Source organism: Reinekea sp. (assembly GCF_982785585.1).
On record NZ_CEYAVF010000039.1, the window covers coordinates 16,436 to 27,811 of the forward strand.

At 54.7% G+C, this 11,376-nt stretch carries 11 protein-coding genes; 4 read left to right on the forward strand and 7 right to left on the reverse strand.

All coding sequences use genetic code 11. The features are described 5' to 3' along the window. Positions 1 to 19 precede the first annotated feature (19 nt). The 4 genes from AC4FIC_RS13605 to AC4FIC_RS13620 all read left to right on the forward strand — a co-directional run bounded on the left by AC4FIC_RS13605 (position 20) and on the right by AC4FIC_RS13620 (position 3,844). On the forward strand, positions 20 to 691 hold the full coding sequence (locus tag AC4FIC_RS13605) for a 2OG-Fe(II) oxygenase (RefSeq protein WP_100258255.1): 672 nt from the start codon (positions 20 to 22) through the stop codon (positions 689 to 691). 98 nt (positions 692 to 789) lie between these two features. Further along, positions 790 to 1,863: an FtsH protease activity modulator HflK gene (gene hflK, locus AC4FIC_RS13610; RefSeq protein WP_100258256.1), complete on the forward strand. Its 1,074-nt coding sequence runs from the start codon at positions 790 to 792 to the stop codon at positions 1,861 to 1,863. Positions 1,864 to 1,871: 8 nt separating this feature from the next. After that, positions 1,872 to 2,822 carry a protease modulator HflC gene (gene hflC / locus AC4FIC_RS13615; RefSeq protein WP_100258257.1) on the forward strand — a complete coding sequence of 317 codons (951 nt, stop codon included), beginning with the start codon at positions 1,872 to 1,874 and terminating at the stop codon, positions 2,820 to 2,822. Positions 2,823 to 2,926: 104 nt separating this feature from the next. Then, the gene (locus AC4FIC_RS13620) at positions 2,927 to 3,844 is read left to right on the forward strand and encodes a DnaJ C-terminal domain-containing protein (protein ID WP_100258803.1); all 918 of its coding nucleotides are present in this window, start codon (positions 2,927 to 2,929) and stop codon (positions 3,842 to 3,844) included. A gap of 4 nt (positions 3,845 to 3,848) precedes the next feature. Here AC4FIC_RS13620 and AC4FIC_RS13625 read toward each other — a convergent pair whose 3' ends face one another. The 7 genes from AC4FIC_RS13625 to AC4FIC_RS13655 all read right to left on the reverse strand — a co-directional run bounded on the left by AC4FIC_RS13625 (position 3,849) and on the right by AC4FIC_RS13655 (position 11,333). Then, positions 3,849 to 4,622 (reverse strand): sulfite exporter TauE/SafE family protein, encoded by a 774-nt coding sequence (locus AC4FIC_RS13625; protein ID WP_100258258.1) that lies wholly within the window; start codon positions 4,620 to 4,622, stop codon positions 3,849 to 3,851. A 110-nt stretch (positions 4,623 to 4,732) separates the two neighbouring features. Further along, positions 4,733 to 5,158, reverse strand: a complete 426-nt coding sequence (locus tag AC4FIC_RS13630; protein ID WP_100258259.1) for a CBS domain-containing protein — start codon at positions 5,156 to 5,158, stop codon at positions 4,733 to 4,735. Between the two features lie 167 nt (positions 5,159 to 5,325). Beyond that, positions 5,326 to 6,264, reverse strand: coding sequence for a glycosyltransferase family 2 protein (locus AC4FIC_RS13635; protein WP_100258260.1), 939 nt, complete (start codon positions 6,262 to 6,264; stop codon positions 5,326 to 5,328). 1 nt (position 6,265) lies between these two features. Then, positions 6,266 to 7,351 (reverse strand): polysaccharide pyruvyl transferase family protein, encoded by a 1,086-nt coding sequence (locus AC4FIC_RS13640; protein ID WP_100258261.1) that lies wholly within the window; start codon positions 7,349 to 7,351, stop codon positions 6,266 to 6,268. Position 7,352: 1 nt separating this feature from the next. Beyond that, positions 7,353 to 8,660, reverse strand: a complete 1,308-nt coding sequence (locus tag AC4FIC_RS13645) for an O-antigen ligase family protein (protein ID WP_193437310.1) — start codon at positions 8,658 to 8,660, stop codon at positions 7,353 to 7,355. Beyond that, positions 8,615 to 10,024, reverse strand: coding sequence for a GumC family protein (locus AC4FIC_RS13650; RefSeq protein WP_287418911.1), 1,410 nt, complete (start codon positions 10,022 to 10,024; stop codon positions 8,615 to 8,617). Before AC4FIC_RS13650 ends, AC4FIC_RS13645 begins: the two co-directional genes overlap by 46 nt. 16 nt (positions 10,025 to 10,040) lie before the next feature. Next, complete coding sequence (locus tag AC4FIC_RS13655; RefSeq protein WP_476194528.1) at positions 10,041 to 11,333, reverse strand: polysaccharide biosynthesis/export family protein; 1,293 nt, start codon at positions 11,331 to 11,333, stop codon at positions 10,041 to 10,043. Between the last annotated feature and the right edge of the window lie 43 nt (positions 11,334 to 11,376).

Consider the following 11,376-nt stretch of genomic DNA (forward strand, 5'->3'; position numbering starts at 1 on the left):
GGACTCAAAAGGATAATCCTTGACTGCATTGACCCTAGCCGATGGCCGTTTTGATGATAGTGGCCATCTAGTATTGTTTGAGAATATCAGTCGCGATTTGCTGCACAAGGGTTACAGTATCAACCCCTTTGCCCTGCCCCTAGGGCTGGCGGAAAATCTCCTGGAGCATCTGCAGCAGATGCCTGAAGTGGCGTTTTCGGCCGCCGGCGTCGGTCGCCAACAGGATTACAGCTTGAACGGCTTTGTGCGCAGCAACCAGATTGCCTGGATCGAGGGCAACTCCGACGCCGGGGCCCAATGGCTGCAGTGGGTAAAGGGCTTACAGACCTATCTCAATCGAAGGCTGTTCCTCGGCCTATTTTCGTTCGAAAGCCACTTTGCCCATTATGCCAGCGGTGATTTTTACAAACGCCATGTCGATGCGTTTAAGGGCCAGGCCAACCGGGTTATTTCTTTGATTGTCTATTTGAATCGAGACTGGAATCCGGCCGACGGCGGTGAGCTGGTGATCTATCAAGACAGCACAGATTGGGAGGGTATCCGTGTTACACCCGCCTTTGGTACGGTGGTCGCCTTTATCAGTGAGGATTTTCCGCACGAGGTCCTGCCGGCCCGGCGCGACCGCTATTCGATTGCCGGCTGGTATCGCCTGAACGGCTCCCAGCCGGATCGGATCGACCCACCGAACTAGGTCCAAAGCTTGTGTTTGGCCCTTGTGTTTACCGATAGCAGCCCCACATCGCGTATTGTGCGAAAAATTAATTTTGCCATCGATGGAGGGACATATATATGCCATCTCAACAGGATAGTGGCTACCGTAGCGACCCGTGGTCAAACGGCAACCAACCCCCACCAGATCTCGATAAACTGATCAGCGACGGAATCAACCGGGTAAAGAAATCATTACCCGGCGGAGGCGGCGGCAGCGCCGGCAACATTCTCGTCATATTACTGGTATTTCTGCTTGGCGTGGGCGTCTGGACCTCGCTCTTTACTGTGCCCAGCGATTCGGTTGCCGTAGTGCAACGTTTTGGTAAGTACGTCAAGGAAATACCACCGGGTTTGCATTTCAAATTCCCATTGGGCATCGATAAAGCCACCATCGTACCGGTTAAGCGTCAGCTTAAGCAGGAATTTGGTTTCGCTACCCCAGGCTCAACCGACCCATTTCAAAGTGGCCGCGGTACCAATGGTCAGCTGGAAACCCAGATGGTCACCGGCGACCTCAATGCCGCGTTGGTTGAATGGGTGGTGCAATATCGCATCGCCGATCCAGTGAAATTCCTGTTCGAAGTTCGGGAGCCGAGCGAGACGTTACGTTATGTGTCCGAATCGGTCATGCGTGAAGTGGTCGGTGACCGCACCGTCGATGAGGTGATCACCATTGGTCGCCAGGAAATCGAGTCCGAAGCGTTAGTTAAGATGCAGGCTCTGGCCGTCAAATACGTTATGGGCATCAGCATCGATCAGGTGCAATTGAAGAATATCAATCCGCCGCGCCCGGTGCAGGAGTCCTTTAACGAGGTCAACCAGGCCCAGCAGGAGAAAGAAAAGCTGATCAACGAGGCCCTACGAGACTACAACAAGGTCATTCCCTTGGCCGAAGGTGAAAAAGATCAGCGTATTCGAGAAGCCGACGGTTACCGCTTAAAACGCATCAACGAAGCCGAAGGTGACGCCGCCCGCTTTAATGCTCTGTTATCGGAATATCAGAAGGCACCGGAAGTAACCCGACGCCGGATCTATATCGAAACCATGCAGGAGGTTCTGCCCACGATAAAATCGAAGATTATTATCGATGAACAGACCCGCGGTCTCTTACCCTTCTTAAACCTCACTAGCGAGTCGGGAGCGAAGCCATGAGCAGTGTAATGAAAGTCGGTTCTCTGGCAGCTGTGGCGGTCGTCGTCATCTTGCTGCAGGGCAGTTTTTACACCGTCGATGAGGTTGAACAGGTTATTATTACTCAGTTCGGCAAGCCAGTCGGCGACCCGGTCACCAGTGCCGGTTTACACCTCAAGACGCCCTTCATCCAAGACGTGAATGCGATCGACAAGCGGGTCCTGGAATGGGACGGCGAACCGTCCGATATGCCGACCAAAGATAAGCTCTACATCTCAGTCGACCTCTTTGCGCGCTGGCGCATTACCGAACCGTTGCAGTACTTCTTGCGCCTGAAAGATGAGCGCAGCGCGCAATCACGCTTGGACGACATACTCGGCAGTGAAACGCGCAACGCGGTGGCTAAACACGAATTGATCGAAATAATTCGTACCACCAAAGATCGTGTGCCGTTGCGTGATGAACTGTTGGCCGGCGACGACCGAACCGCCAACATGGGCAACCTGGTTCCCATTAGCAAGGGACGTCAGGGCGTCGAGGATGAAATATTCCGCGCCGCGGCTGAAAAAGTGAAGGTCTTCGGTATTGAATTACTCGACATTCGCTTTAAGCGCATCAACTACAACGCCAGCGTGCGGCCGAAAATCTATGACCGGATGATCAGTGAACGACGTCAGATTGCCGAACGATTCTTGTCCGAAGGTAATGGTGAGGCCGCTCGAATCCGGGGTGACCGCGTTCGTGATCTGAATAAAATCCAGTCTGAGGCTTATCGTGAGGTAGAGGAAATTCGCGGCATGGCCGACGCCAAGGCGACCGAAATCTATGCTCAGGCCTATAACCAGAGCGACGTATCGCGCGACCTGTATGAGTTCACTCGAACCCTGCAGGCGTACCAAACGATCATCGGTCAAGACACCACCCTGGTGTTATCAACTGACAGTGATCTGTTTAAATTTCTCAAGGGCATCGAGCCTTAGTTTCCCGAGACGTTAGCACAGCGCCCCTGACAGGGGCGCAATCCGGCCGATCCTAGGCTGATGCCAATTAGCCTTAAGCGCTTTTTTTTTATTTGGGCCACGCGATGGACTTTAAAGACTACTACAAGATACTGGGGGTGAAACCCGACGCCAGTGATGCCGACATTAAGCTGGCCTATCGCCAACTGGCACGCCAATACCATCCCGACAAGAATCCCGCAGCGGGTGCTAGCGATAAATTTAAGGCCGCCGCCGAAGCCTATGAGGTTTTAAAGAGCAGCGACCGACGCGCCGAATTTGATGAACTGCGCCGCTATGGCGGTCAACAACCCAATGGTTTTCGTGCACCACCGGGCTGGCAGAGTCGAGCTCGACCGAGCAGCGCTCAAGGCGATTATTCCGATTTCTTTAATTCGATGTTTGGCAGTTCCGGCAGGGCTCAACCCAAGCCCGTGAAGGGCCAGGATGTGGAACTTCCACTGGCCCTAAGCTTGGAAGAGACGCTCGCCGAGCTGACCCGCACCGTCGAATACGACCTGCCCGCCAGTCAAGCCGACCGGAGCCCAAGCCAGAAACATCTGCGCGTCAAGATCCACCAGGGCGCTACCGAGGGCGAACGGATCCGGGTCCGAGGCCAGGGTGGGCCCGGCCAACAGGGCGGCTTGGCCGGCGATCTGTATCTGGTGATCCAGTACGCGGCCCATTCGGTGTTCAGCGTGCAGGGCACAGACCTGTTGGTCACCCTGCCGCTCGCCCCATGGGAGGCCGCCTTGGGCGCCAAGGTCACGGTGCCGACCCTAACCGGCAGCATCACCCTGACCATTCCAGCCAATACCCCGGCGGGCAAACGCTTTCGTATCAAAGGCAAGGGCCTGATCGATAAGAGCCAGCAGGGCGATCTATACGCCGCGGTGCAGCTGGTCCTGCCGCCCCAAACCAACGAAAAAACGGCTCTTCTGTGGCAACAACTGGGCGCCGCGCAACCATTCGACCCTAGAGGTCATTGGTCCGGACGGCAATAACCCGCTAAAAGCGAGCCGCCCATAAGGCGCTCGCCCCATCCACACTGAGCTTAATACCCGCCACCAGCAGCAAGCAGTAACACAACCAATAGAACCAGCCATCGGACAACCGATGGTGTAACAGCATGCCCAACCGAACCCCAATGGGGGCCAGTATGATCAGGCTTAGGGACGTCATCAGGTTAGTGGTGTCAAGCAGGCCCATCCAAGCATAGGGAATGAGCTTGGTATAGTTGGCCACGGCAAAAAAGATGATGGTGGTGCCCACAAAAACACCCTTGGGCAGCCGTTGCGGTAACAGATACATATCGAGCGGTGGACCACCGGAATGCACGCTAAAGCTGGTAAAGCCCGATATGGCACCAAACACCCAACCCTTGATTCGATTCGGTGCTTTGGCGGCCGGGTTGTTGCCGCGCATGCGGTGATAGAGCCAGTTCAGACTAAACACCAAGGCGATCAAACCCACCATCAGCCGGATATGGCTATCGGACAGATAACTGTAGGTTGCCGCACCGACGCCGATACCGAGGATCGCCGCCGGCAATATGGTACGCAGATTGGGCTTGTCGTATTGACCGCGAAAGCCCCACAGGGCGAAGCCATCCATCACACAGAGGATCGGCAGCATAATGGCCGCGGCCTGAGTCGGCGCGATCACCAGGGACATTAACGGCACCGAGACAATGCCCAAGCCGCCGCCAAGACCGCCTTTGGAGATCCCCATAATCAGCAGGGCCGGTATGGCAACGAGGTAAAAGAGTGGATCTGTTAACATTGACAATGACTGCGTAGGAAAAAAGGCATGATAGCGAACTCATCCGGCTAAAACGAGCCCAATCTACCGGATGCCGACCGCGATGACAGCCGCTACGAGACCATTGCGCCTCAACGGTTGTCTTCGGCGCTCTGGTCCTGGTTGCGGAAGTTTTTAAAGGCCATCAGAATACTGCGTGCACTGATCTGGCCCTTAAACTTGCCGTCTTCAATGACCGGCATCCGCCGCCGCTTGGTCTTAAGCAGCAGTTGTGCAGCATCGATTATATTGATGTTCTGATCGATCGACTCGACATTGCGGGTCATAAAATCCCCGACATATCCGCCGCCTTGATCGTAATAACCGACGTTGATAATAGCCTGCAAACAATCCATCTCCGAGATTACACCAACCGCCTCATTAGCGTCATTGACCACCGTTGCGCCGGAAATTTTGTTCTGTAGTAGAACCTGAATGGCCTCGAAAATATGGGTATCGGCACGGAATGTAACAGGTTTGATCGACATGTAGTCTTTAGCAACTATGGATCCGAACATAAGCCTATCTCCTACTATTTTTATTATTAATGAACAACAGCTTAGTTGATAGGGCCGTCGTTACCATGACTATAAGCTATCGGGACCTGCTGTACAGTCAAAACTGGCTCAACCGGTGTATGGAGAGCGTCAATACCGCAGCCTAGAAGGATGGGCGGACGCTGCACCTATAGGCCACGCAACTGGCCCAGCCATATGCGCCCTTGGCAAAGCGTTTTCTTGACCCGTAAACGGTTACAGCGCCGGTCGGACAAAAGTGTCCGGGCGACCTGAAAACGCCCGAGCGATATATTCAGGCGCGCCAAATGCAACAGATGGGTTGCGGTGTAAGTTAACACGCTGGCGCGGCGATGAATCGGGATCCGTCCAGTCTTAATGGCCTGATTTAGGCGCCGACTGAAGCCGCATTCAACGCTCGGATAGTTCCGGGTGCAGGCCCTATTTTCCGCATCCAGGCGATAGAACGCCAGGACTTTCGGGCTAAAGGCAATGCTCGAATGCAATGACAAGCGCGCCCATAGATCCTGGTCCTCACCCATCGACTCACCCTCGGGGAACCAGGGTGCATCGGTCACCCGCGTTTTATCAATGCACACCGACGAGGCCATAAAGGGCAGATCGCCGCGCGCACAAATTTCAAAGTAGCAGGGCAAAATAGTTGCTGTTGTAACCGCCGTTGGGAAGCGCACCTTGGGATCGACATAAAGATTGTCGCTGAGCATCTTCTGGTAACCGGTGGCGAAGGCACCGGCCTGAGGAAAGCGTTCAATCAGATCATCAATTTCTGCTAAAAAATGCGCTTCCCAACTGTCATCTGCATCCAGCAAGGCAACAAAATCACTGTTTGCGGCCTCGATGCCGACATTGCGCGCCTTGGCGACGCCGCCGTTGGCCTGCTGGATCAGACGAACGCGTTGGTAGTCCGGGTTGGTCGCCAGCTGAGTCTGAATCAGCTCGGCACTCTGGTCCGTCGATCCGTCATCGACCACGATAATCTCTAAAGGCTGAAGGCTTTGCGCCAGTACCGATTGAATCGTGGCCAGAATATGGGCCTGCTTATTGTGCAATGGAATCACCACGGAAATGTTAGGTCGGCCGGTCGTCATATCAGATACTCCAATTGGTCAAAGATTTTTCCACCGCCTCGGCGGGCGTCAGAGTCGGGGCCATAAAACCCTGACTCAGGCCGGCGCTGATTACCTGCACCAGTTGTTCAACCTCGATCTGCTTAGCATCGAACTGGAGCGACTCGGGCTGACCTATTTGTCGACACCAGCCATCACATTTGCTGTGATAACTGAGTGAAACTACCGGCGTGTCGGCTAGGTAGGCCAGCACCGAACCGTGCAAGCGCATACTCACAACGACTTTAAAAGTGGCCAATTGTTGCAGTACAACTAACGGATTTTGTTGGTAATGCAGATGAGTCACCGGAACACTTGCTGGCAGCAATGCACGCAAGGCCACGTGCACCTGTTTGTCACCTAAGGTGGCATGGCCATTAAAGTCGAGCAGCGTGATGGCTTCGCCGGTCTCACGATGCACGCGAACAATGGCTTGCGCCAGCGCCATGAGTCGCTGGTGTTCGGCTGCGCTGTCACTGCTCAAGCGTTCGTATGGACAGAGACAAACACAAATGCCCGCGCGGGCTACTCGGTCAAATTTGAGCTCTTTATTTAACAGCAGCAGGGGCGCCAAATCGAAGGTCAGCTTAATCTTGGCTTGGGGCGCAATATGCTTGGCCAAGGCAAAGCTATCGACATCGCGAACGCCGACAAATTCACATTCATTAAGAAATTTCGCACAGTTTTTTTCCGCTGCGCTGTCCCGGAACGGGCCCAACCCGACGCCAAGCGCCAAGCCTTGACGACCCGACAATGTCATCAATTGGCGTTTCAAATTTATATCGTGACTGTTGTGCAGCACCGAACCACCACCAAAGATAACCCGCTTCGAGACCAATGCATGAAACGACTGCTTGAGCCGATTCTCGCCGCGAAAACGTTGTTGTACTTTTAAGCCAGCCGGTAAATAGGGCAGGCCGGATAAGTGCAACGGCGCCACATTACTAACGCGATGGTTTTTATCACCCAGAAATTTCTTCGCCCCCCAGGCGGTAGCGAGCAAAAGGGCATCGTCGCCGGTATTCTGCATGCCATAGTAGCCGCACAGATAGCTATCGGAAAATATCATGCTAAGTCTCCTTAGGGTGTCGAGGTTTGCCGACCCAAGCCGTTGAATATGCCTCGGGACTGAGGCTGATACCTAACCAGAGCAATGCTGGCCAATAGAGGTAGACTAAAATTTCTAAATTTTCGAACAGGCTGTAACTGATAATGACAATGCAGATGCCCAACGAGGCCTGAGCAACCTTGGAATATTGCGCCAAAATCAACATTGCAAAACTGGTGAGCGCCAATGGCAGAGCCAGCGCTAAAAAGCCCACGGCACCCTTTACATACAACAGGCCATACCAACTGTGGTGACTGCCTATCGGCATATGTTCGACACTCTTGGGGCCGCGTTCGACAATGCCATGGCCCCAAATGGGCGCCTCATTGGCCCAGCGTTGCACGGCGATGCGCGCCAGGGTTTCGCGCACCCGGGTCGAGCCCGGTCGGCTCTGCTTTACTTGGGTGTAGGAGTCCAGCAGCCAGTCATACAGGGGTTGCGCGAGAAGCAACAGGGCTGGAATCAGCACGCCGGTGGCCAGCCACACTCTGGGATTGCGCAATCGACTCAGGCCGAAGACCATGGGGATGATGGCGATAAAGATCACCCAGCCGGCGCGCGATTGGCACAATAGGCACATCACCGTTGCGCCCAGAACGCCCATGAAGCGCCATGCCCGATCCTGCTCCTGCAAGCAGATCAACAGATAAAAACAGGACATCAGCCCCGCGGCCGGAGCCCAGGGGGCAATAAATTGCCAGCGCGCCAGATGGGTTTCCGGATTAAGGCCAAATAGGCGCACATTGAACGCCTCAAGCGGCCCGCCGATAGCTTTTAACGGTGACATATAAAGCTCACCCGACAAGCCCACGGCATAAAAAACAATGCCCACAATGGCAAAGGGCACCGCACTGAAAGCGGCGATACAACAGCCGCGCGCAACAATGGCTGGATTGACCTTGAGCAGATTACCAAGCAACGGGAACAGCGCGAGCAAGGCCCAACCTTTGGCCCAACCAATGGTTGACTTGATCGTCATACCAGTGCCCAAGCGTCTATCAATATGCGCAATCAACAGCGCCAACAACATGGCTACCATACCGATCACCCACAACCAGACCAGGGGTGAAATGCGCAGCAGAGGATGGCCAGCACCATCTGCACTACTGCGAATGAAAATTTTTAATAAAAAAACCATGAGCAGGAGCCAACCCAAGACCGAGCCCAAGACATACATCCCACCCAAAATATAAACACCGTAGGTGCCAGCCAGGCTGTAAAAAATTATTCGCTCTTCAGGAGAAGATTTATAAAGAAGGTTCGATGCCATAGGGTCAGTAATCCAAAGGTGATGCAGAGGAATCCGAGTGCGGCAATAGCCAGGGCGATTTTCATGTCGGGACTCTTGGCCTTAATCGGCAGGGACGGTGTCGCTAACAATTGCACCGCTGGGTAGGACGAAAACACATCAGCCTTACCGGACTCTAGGCGCGCTGCGGCTGACATAAAGACGGCTTCGGCCAACTGGTGCTCGCGCTCCAATCGTTCCAATTCAGAGGCTTCGCGGGTGAAGATTTTCAGCCGATCGTTGAGTCGAGCATCAGCCAAATCGAGTTCGTTTAGCTCGGCCGTTAGTCCACTCAATTGGGCCGCGCTGTCGAGCAGTTGCGCGAACAGTTGAGACCGTTGGGGACTGTATTGCAGGTCCATAGCAAACAGGGCATCGGAGCTGTTCGTGCCGAGCAACTCTTGGCTGCGTCTTTTCAACGCTTGTCGGGCCGCGTCATAGCGCAATTTTTGCGCCACTACCTTGGGGTGTTGACTGCCCCAACGGGAAGAGTACTGCGCAACCAGGCCCGCGCTCTCGTCAAGCTCCTTGAGAAAACCGCGAAATTCGGCATCGCTTTGCAGACGAAAGGCTTGGCCTGCCAACGAGGGCGACACACCAACGTCCAGGCTTAACCGATTAACAAAATTTTCGATGCTGCGCAGATTGGCTTTCACGCTCAGACGTTTACTGTTTAAATCCGACAGCGTGACCACTAGCTGATCCAGTTGCGCCATCGACATCAGCAGGGCGCGTTGCTGAAATTCAATGATGGCTGCCCGGGTGCTCGCCAATTTCTGGCGATACTGGTCGAGGACGTTGCGAATGCTGTCGTCGCGGCGTTGCGTTTCGTCTAACCGCAGGGCGTCCAAGGATTCTTGAAACGACTCATAGAGTGCCCACGCCAGCTGCTCTGCCTGAGTGGGCGAACCGCCCTGCGCATAGACAAAAAGCAAAGAAGAGCTGTCGCGCAGTTCCACCTGCGGTCGCTCGATCGAATCCAGGCCAACACCCAGCCGCAGCGCCGAATTTTTGAGTACCACAGTACTGGTCAGGATTGCCTTATAGTTGACCAACGGGTTAAACGAGGCATTGCCGAAGGCGGTATTGGTGGATTGGTTGGCCTGCCCGACCTCATCAATACTGAAGCTGCTCGATGAGCCCGACCCCGGCAGCACGACCGCCAGGCTGCTGGAAAAGACTGGCGAGCGCTGCAGGTAGAGGTACACGATGAGGCCGATTAACGCATAGCAAATAAGGGCCACCCAGACATAGCGCGGTATACGCAAGCGAAACAGTCGCCGATTGATAAAACTGCTCGCCTGCCATACGACCGGCAGGTTTTGGCTTACTTTAGAATGATGCATCGCTCGACTCCCAAGCCTAGAACAGCAGTTTCAGGGGTGCAAAAACATCCCCAAGGGTGAGCGCCGCTTCGCGCAGATTGGTCACGTCGGAGTCGTAACAGGCTATGGCGTCATTGGGCATCAGGTAAGGGTTTTGATCGTCTAGATAGGCCTGCTTCATAAGCAACTCGATCGACCGCTCGATCACTTGGAACTCGCCGGTTAATGGGTTTTTACTGGCCAAGACCACCTTACGCGCCGCATTACTGACTTGCGCACCACCCACGCAGTTGGCAGACACGACGGCCTGCAACAGTCGCGTGCCATAGGGCAGATTGGAACTGTAGCTACTCACGCCAGCTGCCGCATTGCCTGCGGCCGGAACCGTCAGATTCGACATAAAGACCCTAAAACCCTTGGGGGTTATTTGAGATGGCCGCACCAGCTGTTGTTGAAAACACCCAGTGGTGGGTACCACAATCCTATCTCCAGCAATCAGTGCCAGCTGGGTCACCGACTTCCCAGTAAGCACTCCACTCATATCAACTTCGAGCTGCCAACCGTTGCGAATAATGATCACCTGGTCCAGCTTGGCGTCCGGGCGAATACCCGATGCCGCTCGCAGAGCCTCGACCACGGTACGATGACTGGCATAGTCACCGTAGGCATTAAGCTGCTCTACCAGAACCGAACTCGGCTTGAGATCATTGATACGAATTTGACCGGCTTCGAATACGGCACCGGACACCGCCACTTCAATGGGTGCCCAGTGCAACACACGTACGCTGACCCTCGCCGCCTGGGGTTGAAAGAAACCCTCGTTCACCAGCGCTGCCCGAATCTGCTCCGCCGCATGACCGACGCCCTGACCCACTACATGGACCGGCTTGAGCAGCGCGAGGCGAACGGTGCCATCGAGATTCACCACATAGCGCCCAGAAAAACCGTCGCCGTCCTCAATCTGGATATCGACTATTTCGCCCGGACTGAGCGGCAGGTCGCGATTGAACTGCTGTTGCCGCGCATTGATCGATTGGATTGAGTCATCTAACTGCAGCGGCCGATGGCTCAGATAGTGGCCGGCGTTGTATTGGGTCGACTGGCCCACACAGCTGCGGTCGGAGGCGAACACAACGGCCGCCCGTTCCGGGGGGCGGGCGGGGTCGGTTACTGAAACAGCCGGTACCCGAACCGGACTTTCGTAGTGGCCATAGAATTGATGGTCGGACAGACCAAGGGGTTTCAGCGCGTGCGTCTGGGTGCAACCGGTTAGGCCGAGCAAAACACCCAAGAGCGTAAAAACCAAAAAAAACCGAATAATCCTAACCATATAGGCTGAGCTCTCAGTTACGTTGGCTTAGGCAATTGCAAAC

Excerpts from the sequence above, each read along its gene's own strand:
- AC4FIC_RS13640 (WP_100258261.1), bottom strand. The coding sequence starts at position 7,351 with ATGATATTTTCCGATAGCTATCTGTGCGGCTACTATGGCATGCAGAAT.
- AC4FIC_RS13620 (WP_100258803.1), top strand. The coding sequence starts at position 2,927 with ATGGACTTTAAAGACTACTACAAGATACTGGGGGTGAAACCCGACGCC.
- AC4FIC_RS13655 (WP_476194528.1), bottom strand. The coding sequence starts at position 11,333 with ATGGTTAGGATTATTCGGTTTTTTTTGGTTTTTACGCTCTTGGGTGTT.
- hflC (WP_100258257.1), top strand. The coding sequence starts at position 1,872 with ATGAAAGTCGGTTCTCTGGCAGCTGTGGCGGTCGTCGTCATCTTGCTG.
- AC4FIC_RS13645 (WP_193437310.1), bottom strand. The coding sequence starts at position 8,660 with ATGGCATCGAACCTTCTTTATAAATCTTCTCCTGAAGAGCGAATAATT.
- AC4FIC_RS13625 (WP_100258258.1), bottom strand. The coding sequence starts at position 4,622 with ATGTTAACAGATCCACTCTTTTACCTCGTTGCCATACCGGCCCTGCTG.
- AC4FIC_RS13635 (WP_100258260.1), bottom strand. The coding sequence starts at position 6,264 with ATGACGACCGGCCGACCTAACATTTCCGTGGTGATTCCATTGCACAAT.
- AC4FIC_RS13630 (WP_100258259.1), bottom strand. The coding sequence starts at position 5,158 with ATGTTCGGATCCATAGTTGCTAAAGACTACATGTCGATCAAACCTGTT.
- AC4FIC_RS13650 (WP_287418911.1), bottom strand. The coding sequence starts at position 10,024 with ATGCATCATTCTAAAGTAAGCCAAAACCTGCCGGTCGTATGGCAGGCG.
- hflK (WP_100258256.1), top strand. The coding sequence starts at position 790 with ATGCCATCTCAACAGGATAGTGGCTACCGTAGCGACCCGTGGTCAAAC.